Source organism: Candidatus Rokuibacteriota bacterium (assembly GCA_016209385.1).
Lineage (GTDB): Bacteria > Methylomirabilota > Methylomirabilia > Rokubacteriales > CSP1-6 > JACQWB01.
In genome coordinates this window covers 1-21,079 of the sequence record JACQWB010000165.1, presented here as the reverse complement: position 1 = coordinate 21,079, position 21,079 = coordinate 1, and the positions used below count along the sequence as shown (strand labels likewise).

The following is a 21,079-nucleotide window of genomic DNA, read 5'->3' as shown; positions in this document are numbered from 1 at the left end:
CCGCCGACCCGCTCGGGTGCCCGGCGGGTACCCGTGGCGTAGCCACGGGTGGGCTCGCTTCGCTTCGCAGCGTCATACGTGACCTCCAAGGTAGGCGTCGCGCAGGCGACGCATCGTCTCGAGCTTCGCCCGGGCGCGGTCTCGCGGAAGGAACTCGAGCCCACACGTCGGGCTCAGGTAGGCTGCGCCCCCGGGGAGCTTTGGAAGCACCCGGTCGAGAATGGGAAAGACCATCTCCGGAGTCTCCAACCGCGTGTTCCGACCGTCGATCAGGCCCAGGCCCAGGGGCTTCGACGACCCGGCCTCGGCGACCAGGCGGGGCAGCTTGGGGCTGTAGCTGAAGTCGAGGCTCAGGACGTCAGCGGGGAGCGCCTGGAGGTCCCGGTACAGTGGCGCCACGTCGCCGAACGAGACATGGAGAATCAGGCGTGCCGGTCCCCTGGCCCGCGCGACGGACGTCAGCGCCTCCTGAAGGAGCCCCACATCCTCAGGGTAGCGGACGATCGCCGGCTCGTCCACCTGGATCAGCGACGCGCCGGCGCCCGCGAGATCGCGGACCTCCTCGGCGAGGACTTCGGCGTAAGCCATCGCCAGGGCCGGGAAAGCGCGGTAACCGCCCTCAAGGACCGAGCCCCGGGCCAGCGTGTAAGGCCCGGTCAGGACCGGCTTGACGGGCTGGGAGGAGACCGAACGGGCGAACTCGTACTCGCGACGAAGAATCGGGCCCTTGCGCCGGATCGGCCCTTTCACCACGGGCTGGCGGAAGTAGAAGTTGGTGTCGAAGAGGCGGAGGAGGCCGTTGATCTCCACGCCCTCGAGCCCGCGGGCGAGATGCGAGTAGGGGTCGTACCAGCGCACCTGGCCGTCGGTGACGAGCTCGACACCCGCCTCGATCTGCTCCCTGATGACCTCCGCCGTGACTTCGTCCTCGACTTTCCTGAACGCCTCCTCGCTGATCTCCTTCCGCTCCCACTGGGCGTACGCCCGGCGGTGGCGCTGGAGCTCCGGCGCGTCGCCGATCCGGGGATAGCTCCCCACGCTCGTCAGAACCAGCTCCATTCAGCCTCCTCTCACAGCGGTTTCCGGCCGGCGTAGCCCTCGTCCAGGCCGTGCCAGAACCTGATCTTGGTCTCGCCGAACCGCCAGCAGAGATTCACCTCGCGGTCTTCCATCAGGTGAGGAAAATCCACGAGCCCCTTGTCCAGGTCCTTGGGGATTCCACCGAGGCTCACGATCGCGCTGAGCCCGTCCTGAATCTCACGGGTCAGCGCTTCGAGCCGCTCGGCGCGCTCTTTCCAGCTCTGGCGGTCCAGGACCCCACCCCCCGCCATCGTGATCCGGTGCTGCTCCTCCTGGAGGACGCGGCGCACGTGGGCCAGCTCTTGATGGGCGTCGATCAGCCGTTCCATGATCTTCGTCAGCTCGGGGATCAGCGCGTCAGCCTCCTCGGGCGTGAAGTACTTCTTCGCCTCCTCTCTCACAGCACGTCCTCACAGCGACTCGACGAAGATCGCGTGGACCTCCTTAGGCCCGTGAACACCCCGGGTCAGCGTCAGCTCGATGTCCGCAGTCCGGCTCGGGCCAGTGATGAAGTTGATGGCCGCCCCGAGCCGGTTTCCGTCAGGATCCTGATGGAGGGCCTCGAAGATCACCCCGACCTGCTCCAGCGTTTCCACCAGGGCTGTCTTGCCGAAGACGGCGACGTGATACGGCGGGAGCAGCGAGACCGAGCGGGCTTTCCCCGCGCCAGAGATCACGACCAGGCTCCCGGTCTCGGCCACGGCCAGGTCCACGGCTGTCACGCCGACCTCAGCCTGAGCGCTCGCCTCACGAAAGCGGGCCCGCGCCTCTCCTTCCGGTGCCTCGCCCGCCTCCTCCGTAACGTCCAGCCCTTCAGCCCGGAGCCCTGCTCCCAGCGCCGGGCCCAGAGCCGACGATCCCCACGTGACGATGCGGTGGGCCTCGCGTTCCCTGGCGATGCTGCCGATCAGGGCGGGGACGTCGTCCATCAGGCGGACCCGGTAGAAGACGCCGCCCACCCGCTCGAACTCCTCCCTGAACTTTTCCAGGGCCTCGGGCCAGCGCTCGGCGAGCTGGCGCCTGATGGTCTCGACGACCGCAACCGGGTCCGCCGGCCGTTCCGCCGTCTTGGCAGAAAAGAGCCCTCGGCTCCTGGCCATCTCGTGACGGACACGCTGGATGAATTTGGCCCGGGTCGTCACGGCTCTCGCTCCAGCTCGCGCCACCGCTCGCTGAACGAGCGCTTCGCCACAGCCGGCAGATCGCGGTGGTCGGTCCACTGCTTGAAGAAGAGCGGTAACCGCTGGAAGCGTCCATCCCTCAGGAACGGCCGCTGAGCCAGGCGGCCCAGACGGCGCGACAGTCTGAAGAGCGAGGGCCGGCCCAGAACGCGCGCGAAGGCTTTGAAGACCAGGCGCTCCCACCGGGATGCGATCCGTTCCCGATCGAGGTGTTCTCTCAGCTCGATCAGCATCCGCGGGATGTCGATCTTGACGGGGCAGGCCTCCTGGCAGGCTCCGCAGAGGCTGGAGGCGTGGGCCAGGTCTTTCACGGCATGGGTGCCGTGAAGCATCGCCGTCAGCAGAATACCGATCGGTCCGGAGTAGGTGTAGCCGTAGGCGTGGCCGCCGATCTGCCGGTAGACCGGGCAGACATTGAGACAGGCGCCGCAGCGGAGACAATAGAGCGCCTCGCGGAGCGTGCCGGCAATCTGGCGCGAGCGGCCGTTGTCCATCAGGATCAGGTGGAACTCCTCCGCCCCGTCCATCTCACCGGGCCGACGCCGGCCGCGCACCAGCGACACATAGCTCGAGATCGTCTGGCCGGTGGCGCTCCGCGGCAGGATCGAGAGGAAGACCATCAGATCGGTCATCGAGGGGATGACCTTCTCCATCCCCATCAGCGCCACGTGGATCCGGGGCAGCGTCGTCACCAGCCGCCCGTTCCCCTCATTCGTGATCAGGACGATGGTCCCGGTGTCGGCAACTGCGAAGTTGGCACCGGTGATCCCCATGTCGGCCTGGAGGAACTTCTCCCTCAGCTCGCCGCGCGCGACCTTCGTGAGGACCTCGGGGTCGGCGGCGAGCTGGCGCTTCAGCTCCCGCGAGAAGAGCTCGGCCACCTGCCCTTTGGTTTTGTGGATGGCCGGCGCGATGATATGCGAGGGCTTCTCCCGGGCGAGCTGGATGATGTACTCCCCCAGATCCGTCTCGACCGGCGTGATCCCCGCATGCTCCAGGGCCTCGTTCAGCTCGATCTCCTCCGTGGCCATGGACTTCGACTTGACTACCAGCTTCACGCCCCGGTCCCGCGCCAGCTTGAGGATGATCTCGCGGGCCTCCTCCCCGGTCGCTGCCCAGTGGACGTGGCCGCCGAGGCGCTCGACGTTATCGGCGAGCTGTCCCAGGTAGAAGTCGAGCTTCTGAAGCGTCGCCTCCTTGATCTGCCGCGCCCGCTCCCTAAACGCCTCGCCCTGTGGGAAGGCAGCGAAGGACTCGCGCCGGAGGCTCATGAAGCGGGTGGTCGCGGTGTTCAAGGCCTCCTGGAGGAACTGATCGTGGAGCGCCCGATGCGCTCGCTCGACGAAGGGTGTGGCCGGCTCGCTCACCGGATCACCTCGTCGGCCCGGACGAGGACCGATTGCGGGATCGTGAGGCCGAGGGCTTTCGCAGTCTTCAGATTTATGACCAGCTCGAACCTCGTCGGCTGCTCGACGGGCAGGTCAGCGGGTTTGGCTCCTTTCAAGATCTTATCCACGTACCTGGCGGCGCGGCGGAACATGTCGGACCGGTCTGGCCCATATGCCAGAAGACCACCAGAGTCCGCGAATTCCCTTAAGTGAAATATCGACGGAAGGCGGTTCTTTGCCGCAAGGCCCGCGATCCGTTTTAAATTCCCAGCAAACAACGGGTCTGGCATGATGGCAAGAGCGCCGGTGCGCGCCCTGGTCGCGTCTTCGAACGCTTTGGCGAACTCGCTGGACCTCCGTACCTCCATGGAGTGAAGCTGTAGACCCAGCGCACGAGCCGGGAGTTGGCTCTCTTTCCAGGCGAGCGGAGAGGTTGTGCCGTCCGGACGCCAGAGCACAGCCACGCGGGAGAGCTTCGGGACAATTTCCTTGAGCAGCTCCAGCCGTTTTCCAGCCAGCTCCGGGGCTATTTGGGACAACCCCGTGATGTTGCCGCCGGGCCGCGCCAGGCTCTCAACAAGACCAAGTGCAACAGGGTCGCCCGCCGACGCCATAACGATGGAGATTGCCCTGGTCGCGTTTTTGGCAGCCAGAGCATCGGTATTAACGGAAGCGACGATGATGTCAACGTTGAGACGGACGAGATCGGCTGCGAGGTCAGGCAGGCGATCGTTTCTACCCTCCGCATATCGGTACTCAATGCTGATGTTCTTTCCCTCAACCCATCCGAGGTCGCGCAGCCCTTGCCGGAAGGCCTCGTGCCAGGGCGCGGCAGCGGAAGGAGAGAATGGCGACAAAAGGCCAATCCGAGGGGCTTTCCCCGCCGGCTGCGCGCCGGCGGCCAGCGGGGCGACGAGGATGCCGAGAGCAAGAGCGAGGGTGACCCCAACTACTCTGAGCTTCACTCGCGACCTTCGCACCTCGGGTGGGCTCGTGGCGCAGGTCAGGGCCACAGGGAAGTCGGATCGAGTGCGAGATCGGAGAAGGGCGGGAGAGACACCGGTAGCGATCCTTCCAGGCGCGCCGTGAGCTGATAGGCCCCACCCGTGAGGGTATGTGCCTCGATGCCCCGCGCGTCGGGATCCACGATCCAGTAATACGGTACCTGGTGCCGAGCATAGAGCTGGAACTTCACGCTCCGATCGATCTGGATGGTGGACGGTGAAACGATCTCGATAACCAGAGTCGGCACTCCCTCGATTCCGCGAGCGCTGATCGCGCCCAGTCGCGCGTTCTCGATATACACAATGTCGGGCTGAACAATCGTGATGTCGCTCAAGATGCAGTCAATGGGGGCGTAGAAGACTTGCCCAAGTGCCCTGGTCTTGACGTGGTTGTGTAGAAGGAAAGCGAGGTTGAGGCTGACCTGCTGGTGCTTCGGACTCGGAGCCGGCGTCACGGCAAGCTCCCCCTCATGCACCTCATACCGGCGACCATCAGCCGGCAAGGCTTCGTAGTCCTTATAGGTCAGGATCACCCGTGCCGACACCCGCCAAGCTCCCTTGCCGATAGTCTATCACTTCTCGATGAAATCAGGTTCGACAGGTCGTGGAAACTCACCGGATCACCTGGTCTGCGCGGAGGAGGATGGACTGCGGGATTGTGAGTCCGAGGGCCTTGGCGGTCTTGAGGTTGATCACCAACTCAAACCTCGTCGGCTGCTCCACAGGGAGGTCGGCCGGCTTGGCGCCTTTGAGGATCTTGGCCACGTAGTCCCCGGCGCGGCGCCACATCTCCTCAGCGCTGGGTCCGTACGACATCAGGCCTCCGTCGGCCACAAAAATCTTGAGACCATACATGGTCGGCAGCCGGTACCTGCCTGGCAGCTCTATGAGCTGCTTTCGACGAGGAACGGTCAAGGGGTCGGCGAACACGAAAAGCGCATCAGCACGTTCCTTGATCATCTGCCTGAATGCGCCCCCAAACTCCTCGGGTTTCCTGACACCCAGCGCGTGTAGCGTCATTCCCAGCTGGGGCCCGACCTTCTGAAACATTTTTACATATGGTGGGTGAGCTTGATTGTCCAGATTCCAGAGAATGGCCACACGGGCGCTCTTGGGAACGACCTCCTTGAGCAACCGGAGCGTTTTCCCGCTGATGGCCTCCACGTCTGTCTCCCAGGTTAAGCCGGTGATGTTTCCGCCAGGTCGTGCTAGGCTGGGGACGAGACCTGACTTAACCGGATCGTCAACGGCCACCATCACGATAGGGATCGTGCTTGTTGCATTCTTAGCCGCCCAAACTGCCGGCGGACCGACGGCAACGAGCACGTCAACCTTGAGACGGACCAGCTCAGCGGCCAGCTCCGGCAGTCGTTCAAACTGCACCCCGACCCATCGGTACTCAATGATGACGTTCCGCCCCTCGACGTAGCCAAGCTCGCCCAACCGTTGCTGGAAGACATCGGTAAGCCGACCGGGATTTCCCGAGAGATACCCAACCCGGGGCACCTTCGCCGGCTGCTGAGCGCCGGCCGCGAGCGGCGCCAGCAGAATCCAGAGAGCAAGGACGGCGATGAAGAGCTTACGCAGGCTCATGTCTCGCCCGTGCCCGCTAGAATCTGAGCGAGGTGGACCGGCTTTACGCGGGAGCCTTTGCGTGAGAGACCGCCGCCCATCTGCATGAGACAGCCCGCGTCGCAGGCGACGAGGCAATCGGCGCCCGTGGCCTCCACGTTCTCGAGCTTCTTTCTGAGGATCGCGGCTGAAACCTCGGGCAGCCTCACCGAGAAGCTCCCACCGAAGCCGCAGCACTCATCCGCACCTGGAAGCTCGACCAGTTCGACGCCGTCCAGGTTGCTCAGGAGCATTCGCGGCGATCGCGACTCTCCGAGGCCCCTCAGCAGGTGGCAGGAGTCGTGGTAGGTCACTTTCCCTTTGAAGTCGGTGGCGACCTGGCTCACGCCGAGAACTTTGACCAGGAACTGGGAGAGCTCGTACGTCCGGTTGGCCAGCGCTTCTGCCTGTTCCCGGAGGCCCGGCTCGTCCTTGAGGAGCCCCGGATACTCCTTCTTCACCATCCAGGCGCAGGAGCCCGACGGGACCACGACGTGCTCGGAGTTGGCGAAGAGCGGCACAGTCCGGCGAGCCACGCGGGCAGCCTCGTGGTGATAGCCGGAGTTGAACAGCGGCAGCCCGCAACAGGTCTGGCCAGCAGGAAAGTCTACCGCCACACCGAGGCGCCTCAGCAGCCGAACCATCGCCACGCCGACCTCTGGGTAGAAGAGATCCACTAGGCAGGTCACCAGCAGCGATGCTCGAGTGGGCTCGGCCATAGCCCCTCGGCAGGTTAATGGGTCGGGGGTGGCACCACGACCACCAGAACAACCAGCTGGTTCGGCCCGTCGTTGATCAGCCCGTGCTCCACTCCGGCCCGGGCGACGAGCGCCTCGCCTTCCCCGAGCGGTTCTTCCTTCCCCGAGAGGGAAAACCGGCCCGTGCCCCTCAGCACGTAGTATAGCTTGTCCTGCGTCTCGTGGACGTGCGGTTTCTGCGCCTGTCCCGGGGCCACGCAATAGAGGTCGAGCTGAAACCGTCCCGTCGCCGCCAGGGCGATCTTCGCGAGCTTGTCAGGCTGGAACTTGACGTGGTCCGCCACCTTGATCTTCATCGCCTCACTCCCCTGGAAGTGCTCGGGCCAGCAGCTCCACAGGATGGAGCAGCTCCACGGCCAGGCCGCGCTCCCGGCAGCCTTTGGCGATCTGGAGCAGGCAGCCGGGGTTCCCGGTGGCGACGATCCGAGCCCCCGTCTCGGCGATCCGCTGGATCTTCAGCTCGAGGAGCCGGTCGGCCATCTCGGGCTCGAGGAGATTATAAATCCCGGCGCTCCCGCAGCAGAGCTCGCTGTCGGGAAGCTCGACCAGCTCGAGCGCGGGAATCTTCTTCAAGAGGGCTCGGGGCTGGGCGCGCACCCGCTGGCCATGGGACAGGTGGCAGGGGTCGTGGTAGGTGACGGTCACCTCCGTCGGCCGGAGTGGAAGCTCGGCGTCAGCCAGGAGCTCCGAGACATCGCAAACCGCTTGCGAGAACGCCGCCGCTCTCGAGTCGTCGTGGAGCCAGTGACCGTACTCGCGCATGGCCGCGCCGCACCCGGCAGCATTCGCCACGACCACATCCACCTCTCGATCGAAGGCGACGAGCAGGCGCCGAGCAAGCTGGCGCGCCTTGTCGAGTCGGCCGGCGTGAAGGTGCAGCGCCCCGCAGCACCCCTGCTCCGGCGGGATCAGGACCTCATAGCCGGCAAGCGAGAGAAGGCGCGCGGTCAGCTCGTTGACGTGCGGGAACAAGAAGCGCTGGACGCAGCCGAGGAGGAGCCCCGCCCGCCCCCTCCGCCGGCCCCGCGCCGGAATCAGCTCGGGCAGCGCGGCCCTCCGCGTAGAAGGACGCGCGGGAAGCAGCCGTTCCATCGCGGCCACGCGTGGTACGAGCCTGAGCAGACCGCTCCCTCGCGCGAGACGTTGAAGCCCGGACCGCTGATAGAAGCCAAGCGCGGTGAGCGCCGGCGCGAGGCGGCTCGCGTGGGGGAAGAGGCCGAGGGCGAGGCTGGCCACCAACCGTTGAGCGACCGACCGCGTGCCGTACCGTTCGAGCTGGCCGCGCGTCTGCTCGAGCAGCCGGCCGAAGGGCACGCCGGAGGGGCAGGCGGTCTCGCACGCCCGGCAACCCAGGCAGAGATCCAGGTGGCGGGTGAGCGTCTCCGTGATCCCGACTCGGCCTTCGGTCGCGGCCCGCATGAGGTAAACCCGGCCCCGCGGCGAGTCCATCTCCTCCCCGAGAACGCGGTAGGTCGGGCACTGCGGGAGGCAGATCCCGCAGTGGACGCAGGCACGGATTCCGTCCAGGTCCGGAGGGTCCTGGAGATCGAAGGAACCGAGCTTCACGGGGCTAGATCCTGTCGACGAAGCGCCCGGGGTTGAGGATGCCCCGAGGATCGAACTCGGCCTTCAGGCGCTTCATGATCGTGAGGACCGCAGGCTCGACCGGACCCCAGACATCGAGGCGCGCCTTCACGCCCGCCGGCGCGCGCTCGGCCACGACGCTCCCGCCCTCGGGAGCCACCCGCTCCCTGAGGGAGCCGATGACGTCGCGCTCCCATGCCTCCGCGGGGAAACTAGCGGTGAGACTTGCGTGGAGCACGCCGCTCCCGGCTTCAGCCGCAACGCGCGCCCTGAGCCCGAGCGAACCGGCCAGCCCGGCGATCATCCCGAGCCGATCGGCGGTCAACGCCGGGAGCGTCGAGACCTTGAGGAGAACATCGCCTTCCGCCGTGAGCGCCCGACCCAGCCCTTGCCAGAGATCGGGGCCAATCGGGGCGTGGCGCTCAGCGCCGCAGCGACGGGCCAGATCGGCGAGCGCCTCCCCCTGGCTCCTGACGGCCTCGGCGACGCTCCCGACACTCACGCCCACCGCGGCAGGGAACGGCTCGATCCCGAGGGCGTCGAGCGCGGCGCCGTTGACAAGCTCGAGGCGCGACGGCTCGAGAGCGGAATCCAGGATCAACGCGAGGAAGTCGCCGGCCTTCTCCGCCGAAGCGAAGCACACCAGCCAGTGCCCCTCAGCCTCGGGCATGGAATGCAGGCGAAGCGCCAGCTCGATCAGGATCCCCAGGCTCCCGAGCGATCCGACGAGCAGCTTCGGAATGTCATACCCCGTGACACTCTTGACTACCCGCGCGCCACCCCAGGTGAGCGTGCCATCGGCCTGGGCGAACCGGACACCGAGGAGCAGGTCGCGGGCAGTCCCGTAGCGGAAGCGGAGCGGACCGAAGTCGTTGACGGCCAGCACGCCGCCGACGGTGCGGGGTGCCCCGACCAGAGGATCCAGCGGGAGAAACTGACGACGAGCTGTAAGCTGGGCCGCGAGGCTATCGAGGCTGATACCCGCCTGGACGGTCACCGTCAGATCGTCAGGCTCGTACGCAAGGACCTGGGAGAGCCGGCTCAGCTCCACCATCAGGTCGACCCGCGTGGGGACGTTCCCGAGCGCCATCCTGCCGCCGTTACCCCGCGGAATGACTGCGAGGTCCTCATCAGAGGCCAGGTGGAGAAGGCGGCTGAGGTCCTCTGCCGTGGCGGGACGCGCGACCCAGCGAGGGCAGAGCCCGTCCACCGCACAACGTTCGAGGGTGGCGGGATCGGTCAGGAGGCCTTCGGAGCCGAGAATCCCGATCAGGCCATCGGTGAGAGCGGTCGCCGACACGGCCACGCGTCAGATCCAGACGCCGCTGGGGACAGCGGTCTTCCCCGTGCGCCGGATGGCCTCGCCGCAGGCCGGGTGGGACGGCAGGAGCTTTCCCGGGTTCATGACGCCGCCGGGATCGAAGACTCGCCGGAGCCGGCCCATGAAGGCGAGGTCGGCGTCGCCGTACTGCAGGCGCAAATTCTCCGCCTTGTCCACGCCCACGCCGTGCTCTCCGGTGACGCTGCCGCCCAGGGCGATGCAGGTTCGGAGAAGCTCGTCGTTCGCCTGGACGGCCCGCTCCAGCTCGCCGGGCTTCTCTTCGTCGTAGCAGATCAGGGGGTGGAGGTTTCCGTCGCCGGCGTGAAAGACATGCGCGATCAGGAGCCGGTGCCGCGCCGCGATGGCGTTCACCGCCCTGATCGCCTGGGGGAGCTTCGATCGCGGAACCACCGCGTCCTGGAGAAGCCAGCTTCGGGTCAGCCGACCCAGGGCGCCCGCGGCTTCCTTCCTCCCCTTCCAGAGGAGCGCCCGTTCCGCCTCGTCGCGGGCGACCCTGACTTCGAGCGCCAGCCGGCTCCGGCAGATCCCCACGATCTTCTCCGCCTGGGCCTCGATCTCTGCGCGCGGACCGTCGAGCTCGATGAGGAGGACGGCCCCGGCGCCCTTCGGATACCCCGCCCTGACCCCCTCCTCGATGGCCCGGATCATCGGCTCGTCCAGGCATTCGAGCGCCGCCGGGATGATTCCCGCCGCGATGATCGCCGACACGGTCTCCGACGCATCCTCGATGGTGGCGAACGCTGCCAGGATGGTCTTGACCGCCTCGGGGAGATGCAGGAGCCTCACGATCGCCGCGGTGACGATCCCGAGTGTCCCCTCGCTCCCGACGAGCACGCCGGTGAGGTCGTAGCCGGGGACCTCGCGGACCTTGCCGCCGACGCGAATGATCTCTCCCGCGCCCGTGACGAACTCGAGCCCCAGCACGTGATTCACCGTGATCCCGTACTTGAGGCAGTGAGGGCCGCCGGCGTTCGTGGAGCAGTTGCCCCCGATGGAGGACACCATCTGGCTCGAGGGATCTGGCGCAAAGTAGTACCCCCGACCCTTCACCGCGTCGGAGAGCCGCAGATTGATCACCCCGGGCTCCACGGTCGCACAGCGGTTGGGAAGGTCCACGTCGAGGATCCGGGTCATCCGGGTCGTGGAGATCATCACCCCACCGCGGGGCGCCATCGCGCCGCCGATGACGCCGGTCCCGGAACCCCGCGGGACCACCGGGACCCCGTCGCGGAGGCAGAGGCCCACCACGTCGAGGACCTGAGCGCTCGAGGTCGGGAGGACCACGGCATCCGGGAGGCCCTTGTAGAAGGTGTGCATGTCGCACTCGTACGTCAGGCGCCCCTCGTGGGTCGAGACGACGCCGGCCGGGCCGACGATGCGGGTCAGCTCGCGCAGGAATTGAGGCGGTAGGCTCATGTGCTCCTCAAAACAAACTTGCCGACCCCCCACGGGGTCGGCCTCGCTTCACTAACGTTCGAGCGTGGGCTTTGCCCACGCAACCAACTCGGTCTCGCCCGGCGGGTGGCCTGCCTCGCGGCATGGCCGAACCCGCCACGCTCGAAAACCCACCGGGGGGAGGCTTCGGAGGGGGCCGTCGAGGCCCCCTCCGAGTCTTATCCGATGCGCCAGGTGTCCCCGGAGACGAGGAGCTTGGCCAGGTCGCCGGGGCCGCGGTCCGCGATCGCCTTCCGCTCCTGCTCGAGCAGGATGTCCTCGTAGACGGGCGCCTCCACGTCCAGCAGGACCCCGACGGGGATCGGGAAATCGGGGCTCCAGAGCCCGGCCAGCACGTGCGCCTTCCACGGATCCTTCTCGTCGTGGACCCAGAGCTCGCTCTCCCGAACGTCCTTGGCCCGCACCACCCGCGGCCTCGCCCCCTCCAGCACGAGCCCGTGGCGGTCGTCCACCGGCCCGAACAGGAGCGGCCGGCCGGGCTCGAGCCGCAACTCCTGCATGATCCGGGACTCGCGGTCGTAAAGGACGTTCCAGGCCAGGTCGTTGTAGACGTTGCAGTTCTGGAGGATCTCGACGAACGCCGCGCCGCGGTGGTGCGCCGCCCGCTTCAGCGTCTCCTCCACATGGGCCACATTCCGGTCCACGGTCCGGGCCACGAACGTCGCCTCCGCGCCGAGCGCGAACCCGCACGGGCTCACCGGGCGGTCCGCCGACCCCATCGGGGTTGACTTCGTCACCTTGCCGAGCTCGCTCGTCGGGGAATACTGCCCCTTGGTGAGGCCATACACTTTGTTGTTGAAGAGCAGGATGGTGACGTTCACGTTGCGGCGCAGGACGTGGAGCAGGTGGTTTCCGCCGATCGAGAGGCCGTCGCCGTCACCGGTGACGACGAACACCTTCAGCTCAGGCCGGGCCAGCCGCAGGCCGGTGGCGATGGCCGGGGCCCGTCCGTGGATCGTGTGGAACCCGTACGTGTTCATGTAGTAAGGGAACCGGCTCGAGCAGCCGATCCCCGAGATGAACACGATGTCTTCGCGCGGGATCCCGAGGTCGGGCATCATCTTCTGGACCGCGCTCAGGATCGCGTAGTCGCCGCAGCCCGGACACCAGCGGACGTCCTGGTCGGACTCGAAGTCCTTCTTCGTGTACTTCCTCGGGGCCTCGGTCACCCCCCTGGCGTCGCTCATTGCTTCTCCTCCAGCAGCTGCTCGATCGCCTCGCGCACCTCGTGGACCTGGAGCGGGAGCCCGCGCACCCGGTTGAACCCCACGGCGTCGACCAGGTACTCGGCGCGGAGGACGCGGACGAGCTGCCCGCTGTTCATCTCGGGCACCAGGACCCGCCGGTACTGGCGAAGAACCTGTCCCAGGTCCGGCGGGAGCGGGTTCAAGTAGCGGAGCTGGATGCTGGCGACCGCCTTCCCCTCCTGTTGGAGTTCCTCCACCGCGGCCGTGATCGTGCCGTATGTCCCGCCCCACCCCACGACGAGGAGGTCGCCCTCCGCGGGGCCGTTCACCGTCGTCGGCGGGATCTCCTGCGCGACCCGCCGCACCTTCTCGGCCCGGAGCCGCACCATCAGGTCGTGGTTCTCCGGATCGTAGGAGACATTGCCGGTGATGTGCTCCTTCTCGAGCCCGCCGATCCGGTGCTCGAGGCCCGGGGTCCCGGGGCGGACCCACGGACGCGCGAGCGTCGCCTCGTCGCGCACGTAGGGGAAGAACCCCTCGGGATCGGTCCGGAAGCTGACCGCGATCTCCGGGAGCGTCTTCGGGTCGGGAATCAGCCATGGCTCGGAGCCGTTGGCCAGGTAGCCGTCGCTCAGGACGATCACCGGCACCATGTACTTCACGGCGATCCGGATCGCCTCGTAGGCGATGAAGAAGCAGTCGCCCGGGGTAATCGGGGCGAGCACGACCACCGGCGATTCGCTGTTGCGCCCGTAGAGCGCCTGGAGCAGGTCCGCCTGCTCGGTCTTCGTCGGCAGGCCGGTGCTCGGCCCGCCCCGCTGGATGTCGAAGATCACGACCGGGAGCTCGGCCATGACGGCCAGGTTGACTCCCTCCGACTTCAGCGCCATCCCCGGGCCGCTCGTGGCGCAGACGCCGATGGCGCCGCCGAACGCCGCCCCGATGACCGCCCCGACCGCGGCGATCTCATCCTCGGCCTGCATGGTCCGGACCCCGAACCGCTTGTGCAGGGAGAGCTCGTGCAGGATGTCGCTCGCCGGCGTGATCGGGTACGCCCCGTAGACGACACGGAGCTTCGTCCGCTCGGCCGCCGCCAGCACACCCCAGGCCAGGGCCCGGTTGCCGGTCATGCTCCGGTAGAGCCCCGGCGCCATCTCCGCCGGCTCGATCCCGTAGTACTCGGTGAAGATCTCGGCCGTCTCGCCGAAGGCGTAGCCGGCCTTCAGGGCGCGGGTGTTTGCCTCGGCGATCGTCGCGTTCTTCGTGAACCGCCGCGTGATCCAGTCGAGTGTGGGCTGGATCGGCCGCGTGTAGATCCACGAGACGAGCCCGAGCGCGAAGAAGTTCTTGCAGCGCTCCTTCTCCTTGACGTTGAGCGCCAGCCCCTCGAGCGCCTCCATGGTCAGGCGCGTGATGTCCACCTGGTGGAGCCGGTAGCGCTCGGCCAGCGCGGGATCTTCCAGCGGGTTGGAGGGGTACCCCGCACGGTCCAGGTTTTTCTTCTCGAAGGCCGCCGTGTTCACGATCAAGAGCCCACCGTCCTTGAGGTCACCCAGGTGGACCTTGAGCGCGGCGGGGTTCATCACCACCAGGCAGTCCAGCCGATCGCCGGGCGTGTAGACGCGCCGGCTGCCGAACTGGAGCTGGTAGCTGGACACCCCGAACAGCGTCCCGGCCGGAGCGCGGATCTCGGCCGGGAAGTTCGGGAGCGTCGCGATGTCCGCGCCGGCCCAGGCCGCCTCCGTGGAGAACTGCTCGCCGGTGACCTGCATGCCGTCGCCGGAGTCCCCGGCGAAGCGGACAACGGCACGATCGAGCTGACGACGCAGCTTCTTGACGAGAGATGCCGACGCGACGGTCTCGCTCATCGGATGTCGTCTCCTATCGAACGATCAATCGGGCCTCGCCTCGTGCCGGGCCAGCCGGTCGGCATGGCCGACGGCCCTCGGCTCGAACTTGACTCTAGCCCGCGTCCACCTGGAGAGGCCGCTTGATCTCGTCTCCCGGCCGCAGGTTCAGCACGGCCTCAGGGAAGATCTCGGCCAGCCACTTGACCACGTCGTTGACCGTCACGATCCCGATCGGGCGCCCTTCGGCGTCCACGAGCGGGACCGTCCGGTAGCCGGCGATGTTCATCCGGTTGACCGCGTAGCAGATCCGGTCATCGGGCGAGACCGCCTCAGGGTCAGGCGTCATCACCTCGCCCAGCTTGGCCTGGTGAATGTCGCGCCCCTGGCCCACGACGCGCGTCAGCACATCGCGCTCGGTGAAGATGCCGATGAGGCGTCCTGCAGCGTCCACGATCACCACCGCCGCCCGCCGGTCGGCCACCATCTTGGAGACCGCCTCGTGCACGGTCGTGTCCACCGTGAGGGGGATGGGCTCGCTCGGGGCCAGGAGCTTGACGGTGTCGCTCAGAAGCGCCCCTTGAAGCTTCCGAAATTCGCTCTCGAGCGACTCCGAATACTCGTCCTGGTACTCGCTCATCGTCCTGCTCCTCTCCTGCCGAACGTCCTGGCCCGGCCTGCGCGGCGGCCACACCTCCGGCTGCTCCGATTCCTGATTGGCGCCGCGTCACCGAGCCCACTGCGGATGGAACTTCCAAGCAGAACCCTATCCTACCTGCCTCACCGCGAAATAGCAAGGCGCTTGGCGGTCAGACCGCTAGACCAACGGGGCCCGGCCGCCGGTCGGAGCGGAGCTCCCTCCGATTCCTAGACCTCCAGGAACTTGGCGGCCCGGGTCAGGTTCCGGCAGCCTGAGGGACCGACGATGACCATATCCTCGATCCGGACCGCCCCCCATGCCGGGTAGTAAAGCCCGGGCTCGACAGTGACGACCTGCCCGGTCCGGAGCGTGTGATCGACCTTACTGATCCGGGGCGGCTCGTGAATGTCGAGGCCGACCCCGTGGCCGGTCCCGTGGAAGAACCCCTGGTTGCGGCCGTCGACCACGCCGGTCTCGAAGCCGAGCCGCTCCATGGTCCGGGCCACCTCGCCGTGGACCGCCTGGCCCGAGGCCCCGTCCCGGATCAGCTCGATCCCCCGGAGCTGCGCGGCGAGGACGGCGTCGTACATCCGCTTGAGCGCATCCGACGCGGTCCCCTTCACGACCGTGCGGGTCATGTCGGCGAAGTAGCGGCTCTGGCTCGACCGGGGGAAGATGTCGAACACGATGGATTCGTGCGCGCGAATAGGTCCGGATCCCTGGTTGTGGGGGTCCACGCCCTGGATGCCACAGGCCACGATCGTGTGCTGGGCGATGCAGTCGTTCTCCATGAGGGAGACGTTAATGACCTTCTTCAGTCTCTCGGCGGTGAGCACCTCACCGCGCCAGTACACCTCCTCGCCCCGGATCTCGCTCTCCCGGAGGAGATCGAGCGCGGCCTCCAGCGCGGCTTCCGTATGCCGCTGGGTCTGCTCGATGGCCGCGATCTCCTCTTCGGACTTGATCAGGCGCTCGGGGAAGAACGGGTCGGCCTTCGGGGCCACGCGGATCCCCTTCTCGCGGAGCCGGTCCGCGTACTCGACGGGGAAGCTGGCCGGAACGGTGAGGGCGTCCACGCCCCGCTCTTCCAGGAGCAGCGACAGCGTGTCGATCAGGTGCGGGCTCTGCCAGCGCTGGCGCGCCTTCGACTCGTAGGTGGAGAACGAGCAGACCTCGTCCACCCTGGCCTGGCTCCGGGCGCGGTCGATCTCCAGGTCGCTCATGAGGAGCACTTTGTGCCCGTCCACCTGCACGAAGACGAACGGGTCCGGGGCCAGGAAGCGCGTCGCGTAATAGAGGTTGGCGTCCACCTCGCTCGCGGCGATGATCAGCAGGGCCTGGGGAGAGGTCACAGACTGGCGCCTCGTCGCGTCTCGTAGTAGATGACCGGGTTCGCCTCGCGGCTGACCGCCTCCAGGTTGGCGATCCGAAGCTCGCCCCGCTGGAAGAGATACTCTACGTGGGCTCCAGCCTCCTCCAGCGCCAGGATGCGCGTGTACCCGGACTTCCGGCCGAACAGCGCCTTGGAGATCTCCACCAGGTGCCGTGGCGTCGCGCAGATCTCGAGGACCTGGTTCAGGCGCCGGTGGTGATGGGTGATGATCTCGCCGATGCGGCCGGGGAGATCGGGGATCGGATCCTCGTGGCCCGGCAGCGCGAGGCTGACGCCCTGCACCGCCCGGATCTTCTCTAGCGACACGAGGTAGTGCTCCAGCCCGCAGAACGGCGTGATGGAGGCCGGGGACTGGTGCGGGGTGATCCGGGACAGCACGTGGTCCGCCGTGAAGAGGAACCCGTCGACCTGGAGGCAGATCTGGCCCGGGCAGTGGCCCGGCACGTGGTGGACCAGGTAGCCGTTAATGATGGCGTCGCCGTCCCGGAGCGTCCGGTCCAGCTCGACCGATTTGAAGAAGTCTTTTGAGAACCGGTACATCTCCTCGAGCTCCTGCCGGGCCTCTGGCCCCAGCCCGGAGCGCTCCATGAAGACCCGGAGGTCCTTGGAGGCAAGCACGATGCGCTCCTCGAAGTTGTTCAGGACCCGGGCATCCAGCTCATGGATGTACACCTCCGCGTCGGTCTGCTCGGCGAAGTACGTGACGTAGCCGAAGTGGTCGATGTGCGAGTGGCTGATCACCACGTGCTGGATCGAGTCCAGCCCAACGCGCTCGCCGAACCGGTCGCGGACCTCGGCCACGCACCGGGTCAGCCCCTCGACGGACTGCGGCGTGCCCGAGCCGACGTCGAAGAGCGTGGTCCGGTCGCCGTCGAGGATCAGGTAGACGTTGTTCACGTGGCCGGGGAACGTCTCGACCGGAAGCTGGTAGACGCGGATCCCGGACCGGCTGAGGAAGCGTCCGATCTGGAGGCCGGTGGTCACGCCCTCAGCCTATCACGAACCGGACCCGGGCTCTCCGCCGGCTTGCCCCTCCCACGGCGAGGGTGCCGCTCACCCCTCCGCCTCCCCGGCGGCCTTCTGGAGCGACTCGATGAAGCGGGACACGATCGGGGTCAGCGGCTTCTGGCGGCGATAGACGATCCCCACGGGGCGCACGAGATGGGGGATGTCCAGCGGGGAGGCCGCCAGCGTGCCAATCCGCACCTCTTTGAGCACCGTCGGCCCGGGCAGGATGCTCACGCCCGCCGCGATCGCGATGGCCTGCTTGATCGTCTCGATGTTGTCGAACTCCATGACCACGTTCACCTTGACGTTCCGCTGCTTGAGCGCGCGGTCGATGGCCCTGCGGATCGCCAGATCCGGGTCGAAGCCGACGAAGTTCTCCGCCTGCAGCTCCTCGGCGCGCACGATGCGCCGGTGGGCGAGGCGGTGGTTCGGGTGGCAGACGAGCACCATCCGCTCGGACCGCCACGGCAGGACCGCCAGCGCCCGGTTGCTGGGAGGGTACGACATCACGCCGACGTCGGCCTCGTCGTTCAGGACGGCCTCGATGACCTTGTGGGGGTGGAGGCACTCCAGGTGGACCTTGGCCTCGGGGTACTGGCTCATGAATGGCTGCACGTGGCGGCTCATCTCGTGGAGGCCGACCGAGTAGATGGCCGCCACGCGGACGGGCCCGGACAGCCGGCTCCGCGCCGAGGCAATCCGAGCCCGGACCTTCTCGTATTGCTGGAGGAGGTCGCGGCAGCCCTCGTAGAAGGCACGCCCCTCGGGAGTCAGGGCGAAGGGACGCTTGCTCCGGTCGAGGAGCCGCACGTCCACGTCGGCCTCGAGCTGTCGGACCGCCTGGCTGGCCGCGGACTGTGAGACACCGTTGGTCGAGGCCCCGCGCGAAAAACTGCGGAAGCGAACGATGTCGCAGTAGAGGTGGAGCGTTTCCAGGTTCATTTCGATTAGCGTATACTATAAGGACGCCTAATGCAAACTATTCTAAAATTTCCCTTGGCTAATGATTTCGCCCGGTGTATCCTCTCGGGAAACATGTGGCTTTGTGCACAGGTTCACAACCTTGATGTGCAGAGGATCGAGCAGGTGAGCGCTCATCACCCGCGGGCGAACGCCCAGAGGACGGACCCATGAACGCGCCTGGCATGCCGCCGAAACAGGGGCTCTACGACCCCAGGTTCGAGCACGACAGCTGCGGAGTCGGCTTTGTGGTGGACATCAACGGGCGGAAGTCCCACCGGATCATCCAGCAGGCGCTGATGGTCCTCAAGAACCTGCTCCACCGCGGCGCGTGCGGGTGCGACCCGAACACCGGGGACGGCGCGGGGATCCTGATCCAGATGCCTCACGCCTTCCTGGCCCGGGAGTGCGCCAAGCTCGGGATCTCCCTCCCAGGTCCCCGGCACTACGGCGCAGGGCTCGTCTTCCTGCCGCGGGACCCGGCCCAGGCGGTGCGCTGCCAGGACGTCTTCGCCCACATCATCGCGGAAGAAGGCCAGACCCTGCTCGGGTGGCGCGACGTCCCCACCGACGACTCGCCGGTCGGCCCCACCGCGAAGTCCGCGGAGCCCCGCATCACGCAGATCTTCATCGGCCGGAGCCCAGACCTGACCGACGACAGGGCCTTCGAGCGCCGCCTCTACGTGATCCGCAAGCGCGTCGAGCACGCGATCTGGGGCTCGGACATGCCGGCGCGGAAGTTCTTCTACCTCCCGAGCCTGTCGTCGAACACGCTCATCTACAAGGGGATGCTCCTGGCGACCCAGATCGAGACCATGTTCCCGGACATCGTGGACCCGGCCGCCGAGTCGGCGCTGGCGCTGGTCCACCAGCGCTTCTCGACCAACACGTTCCCGTCCTGGCCGCTGGCCCACCCCTACCGCTACATCGCCCACAACGGCGAGATCAACACGCTCCGGGGCAACATCAACTGGATGCACGCGCGGGAGGCGCTCTGCGAGACCCCGCTCCTGCCGGAGCTCAAGAAAATCTTCCCCATCGTCATCGAAGGCGGAAGCGACTCGGCCATCTTCGACAACGTGCTCGAGTTCCTCGTCATGGCCGGGCGTTCCCTCCCCCACGCCATCCTCATGATGATCCCCGAGCCGTGGAGCGGCCACGAGTCCATGAGCGAGGAGCGCAAGGCCTTCTACGAGTACCACGGCTGCCTCATGGAGCCGTGGGACGGCCCGGCCTCGATCGCGTTCACCGACGGCACGGTGATCGGCGCGGTGCTGGATCGGAACGGGCTCCGGCCGTCCCGCTACTACGTGACGAAGGATGGGTTGGTGGTGATGGCGTCAGAGGTCGGGGTGCTGGACATCCCACCTGAGAACGTGCTTCTCAAGGAGCGCCTGCACCCGGGGCGCATCTTCCTGGTGGACACCGCCGAGGGCCGGATCGTGGACGACGAGGAGATCAAGCACCGCTACGCCTCCGAGCACCCGTACGGTGAGTGGCTCAAGCAGCACCTGGTCCCGCTCGGGAGCCTGCCGGAGCCGCCGCACGTCCCCGAGCCCGACCACGCGACCGTGCTCCAGCGGCAGCAGGCCTTCGGCTACACCCACGAGGACCTCCGGATCCTCATCGGCCCCATGGCGGAGAAGGGGGAGTAGCCGGTGGGCTCCATGGGGACCGACACCTCGCTGGCCGTGCTCTCGAACCGGCCCCGCCTGCTCTACGACTACTTCAAGCAGCTCTTTGCCCAGGTCACCAATCCGCCGCTGGACGCCATCCGCGAGGAGCTGGTAACCCAGATGGCGACCACGATCGGGCCCGAGCGCAACCTCCTGAAGCCTGAGCCGGAGAGCTGCTGCCAGATCAAGCTCGGGGTGCCGATCCTGGACAACGACGAGCTGGCGAAGATCCGCTACCTGGACCGCTCGGGCTTCCGGACCGTCACGCTCCCCATGCTCTTCCCGGCGGCCGACGGCGCCGAGGGCCTGGCCCGCGCCATGGACGAGCTCTGCCGGAAGGCGAGCCAGGCCATCGCGGAAGGGTACACGTTCATCATTATCTCTGATCGCGGCGTCAACCAGGACATGGCGCCCATCCCCGCGCTCCTGGCCACCGCCGGGGTCCACCACCACCTGGTGCGCGAAGGCACCCGCACCCGGGTGGGGCTCGTCATCGAGAGCGGCGAGCCCCGCGAGGTCCACCACGCCGCGCTCCTGATCGGCTACGGTGCGGGCGCCATCAACCCGTACCTGGCCTTCGAGACCCTGGACGATATGATCCGCGAGGGGCTCCTGCCGGGCCTCGACCAGAAGAAGACGGTCAAGAGCTACATCAAGGCCCTGAACAAGGGAGTCCTCAAGGTCATCTCCAAGATGGGGATCTCCACGATCCAGTCCTATCGGGGCGCCCAGATCTTCGAAGCGGTGGGGCTCAACAAAGAGTTCGTGGACCGATACTTCACGTGGACGGCCTCCCGCATCGGCGGCGTCGGGATCGAGGTGATCGCCCAGGAAGTCCTGCTCCGCCACCGAAAGGCCTTCCCCGAGCGTCCGGTGAGGACGCCGGACCTGGACTGGGGCGGCGAGTACCAGTGGCGCCGGGATGGCGAGTACCACCTCTTCAACCCCGTGACCGTCTTCAAGCT

18 protein-coding genes and 1 pseudogene are annotated in these 21,079 nt (G+C 67.1%); 1 reads left to right on the top strand and 18 read right to left on the bottom strand.

All coding sequences use genetic code 11. The annotated features are described in order from the left end of the window. Positions 1-72 precede the first annotated feature (72 nt). The 18 genes from HY726_11585 to HY726_11500 all read right to left on the bottom strand — a co-directional run bounded on the left by HY726_11585 (position 73) and on the right by HY726_11500 (position 18,420). The gene (locus HY726_11585) at positions 73-1,059 is read right to left on the bottom strand and encodes a methylcobamide--CoM methyltransferase (GenBank protein MBI4609637.1); all 987 of its coding nucleotides are present in this window, start codon (positions 1,057-1,059) and stop codon (positions 73-75) included. 11 nt (positions 1,060-1,070) lie between these two features. Then, the gene (locus HY726_11580) at positions 1,071-1,481 is read right to left on the bottom strand and encodes a DUF2203 domain-containing protein (protein MBI4609636.1); all 411 of its coding nucleotides are present in this window, start codon (positions 1,479-1,481) and stop codon (positions 1,071-1,073) included. A 9-nt stretch (positions 1,482-1,490) separates the two neighbouring features. Continuing rightward, positions 1,491-2,222 carry a lactate utilization protein gene (locus HY726_11575; GenBank protein ID MBI4609635.1) on the bottom strand — a complete coding sequence of 244 codons (732 nt, stop codon included), beginning with the start codon at positions 2,220-2,222 and terminating at the stop codon, positions 1,491-1,493. Beyond that, positions 2,219-3,628, bottom strand: a complete 1,410-nt coding sequence (locus tag HY726_11570) for an iron-sulfur cluster-binding protein (GenBank protein ID MBI4609634.1) — start codon at positions 3,626-3,628, stop codon at positions 2,219-2,221. The genes HY726_11575 and HY726_11570 overlap by 4 nt, the downstream gene beginning before the upstream one ends. After that, positions 3,625-4,614: an ABC transporter substrate-binding protein gene (locus HY726_11565; GenBank protein MBI4609633.1), complete on the bottom strand. Its 990-nt coding sequence runs from the start codon at positions 4,612-4,614 to the stop codon at positions 3,625-3,627. The genes HY726_11570 and HY726_11565 overlap by 4 nt, the downstream gene beginning before the upstream one ends. Positions 4,615-4,652: 38 nt before the next feature. Beyond that, complete coding sequence (locus HY726_11560; GenBank protein MBI4609632.1) at positions 4,653-5,198, bottom strand: Uma2 family endonuclease; 546 nt, start codon at positions 5,196-5,198, stop codon at positions 4,653-4,655. A gap of 67 nt (positions 5,199-5,265) precedes the next feature. Then, positions 5,266-6,246: an ABC transporter substrate-binding protein gene (locus tag HY726_11555; GenBank protein MBI4609631.1), complete on the bottom strand. Its 981-nt coding sequence runs from the start codon at positions 6,244-6,246 to the stop codon at positions 5,266-5,268. Next, complete coding sequence (locus HY726_11550) at positions 6,243-6,983, bottom strand: (Fe-S)-binding protein (GenBank protein ID MBI4609630.1); 741 nt, start codon at positions 6,981-6,983, stop codon at positions 6,243-6,245. Before HY726_11550 ends, HY726_11555 begins: the two co-directional genes overlap by 4 nt. Positions 6,984-6,997: 14 nt before the next feature. Next, positions 6,998-7,318 carry a cupin domain-containing protein gene (locus HY726_11545; protein MBI4609629.1) on the bottom strand — a complete coding sequence of 107 codons (321 nt, stop codon included), beginning with the start codon at positions 7,316-7,318 and terminating at the stop codon, positions 6,998-7,000. Positions 7,319-7,322: 4 nt separating this feature from the next. Beyond that, the gene (locus HY726_11540; protein MBI4609628.1) at positions 7,323-8,588 is read right to left on the bottom strand and encodes a (Fe-S)-binding protein; all 1,266 of its coding nucleotides are present in this window, start codon (positions 8,586-8,588) and stop codon (positions 7,323-7,325) included. 4 nt (positions 8,589-8,592) lie between these two features. Next, positions 8,593-9,912: an FAD-binding oxidoreductase gene (locus tag HY726_11535; protein MBI4609627.1), complete on the bottom strand. Its 1,320-nt coding sequence runs from the start codon at positions 9,910-9,912 to the stop codon at positions 8,593-8,595. 3 nt (positions 9,913-9,915) lie between these two features. Then, entirely contained in the window at positions 9,916-11,364 is a 1,449-nt protein-coding gene (locus tag HY726_11530) for an FAD-binding protein (protein ID MBI4609626.1), read from the bottom strand. Positions 11,365-11,561: 197 nt separating this feature from the next. Continuing rightward, entirely contained in the window at positions 11,562-12,590 is a 1,029-nt protein-coding gene (locus HY726_11525) for a 2-oxoacid:ferredoxin oxidoreductase subunit beta (protein ID MBI4609625.1), read from the bottom strand. After that, on the bottom strand, positions 12,587-14,458 hold the full coding sequence (locus HY726_11520; GenBank protein ID MBI4609624.1) for a 2-oxoacid:acceptor oxidoreductase subunit alpha: 1,872 nt from the start codon (positions 14,456-14,458) through the stop codon (positions 12,587-12,589). Before HY726_11520 ends, HY726_11525 begins: the two co-directional genes overlap by 4 nt. Before the next feature lie 94 nt (positions 14,459-14,552). Further along, on the bottom strand, positions 14,553-15,077 hold the full coding sequence (locus HY726_11515) for a CBS domain-containing protein (protein MBI4609623.1): 525 nt from the start codon (positions 15,075-15,077) through the stop codon (positions 14,553-14,555). A 227-nt stretch (positions 15,078-15,304) separates the two neighbouring features. Beyond that, positions 15,305-16,429 (bottom strand): aminopeptidase P family protein, encoded by a 1,125-nt coding sequence (locus HY726_11510; protein MBI4609622.1) that lies wholly within the window; start codon positions 16,427-16,429, stop codon positions 15,305-15,307. Further along, entirely contained in the window at positions 16,426-17,454 is a 1,029-nt protein-coding gene (locus HY726_11505; GenBank protein MBI4609621.1) for an MBL fold metallo-hydrolase, read from the bottom strand. Before HY726_11505 ends, HY726_11510 begins: the two co-directional genes overlap by 4 nt. Positions 17,455-17,523: 69 nt before the next feature. Continuing rightward, a complete protein-coding gene (locus tag HY726_11500; GenBank protein MBI4609620.1) occupies positions 17,524-18,420 on the bottom strand; it encodes a LysR family transcriptional regulator in 897 nt (298 codons plus the stop codon). 188 nt (positions 18,421-18,608) lie between these two features. Between HY726_11500 and HY726_11495 the strand changes: the two are divergent. Further along, positions 18,609-21,079 (top strand): annotated as a pseudogene (locus tag HY726_11495) (glutamate synthase subunit alpha).

Coding starts and splice junctions, on each gene's coding strand:
- HY726_11585 (MBI4609637.1), bottom strand. CDS start 1,059: ATGGAGCTGGTTCTGACGAGCGTGGGGAGCTATCCCCGGATCGGCGAC.
- HY726_11555 (MBI4609631.1), bottom strand. CDS start 6,246: ATGAGCCTGCGTAAGCTCTTCATCGCCGTCCTTGCTCTCTGGATTCTG.
- HY726_11550 (MBI4609630.1), bottom strand. CDS start 6,983: ATGGCCGAGCCCACTCGAGCATCGCTGCTGGTGACCTGCCTAGTGGAT.
- HY726_11545 (MBI4609629.1), bottom strand. CDS start 7,318: ATGAAGATCAAGGTGGCGGACCACGTCAAGTTCCAGCCTGACAAGCTC.
- HY726_11530 (MBI4609626.1), bottom strand. CDS start 11,364: ATGAGCCTACCGCCTCAATTCCTGCGCGAGCTGACCCGCATCGTCGGC.
- HY726_11525 (MBI4609625.1), bottom strand. CDS start 12,590: ATGAGCGACGCCAGGGGGGTGACCGAGGCCCCGAGGAAGTACACGAAG.
- HY726_11520 (MBI4609624.1), bottom strand. CDS start 14,458: ATGAGCGAGACCGTCGCGTCGGCATCTCTCGTCAAGAAGCTGCGTCGT.
- HY726_11515 (MBI4609623.1), bottom strand. CDS start 15,077: ATGAGCGAGTACCAGGACGAGTATTCGGAGTCGCTCGAGAGCGAATTT.
- HY726_11500 (MBI4609620.1), bottom strand. CDS start 18,420: ATGAACCTGGAAACGCTCCACCTCTACTGCGACATCGTTCGCTTCCGC.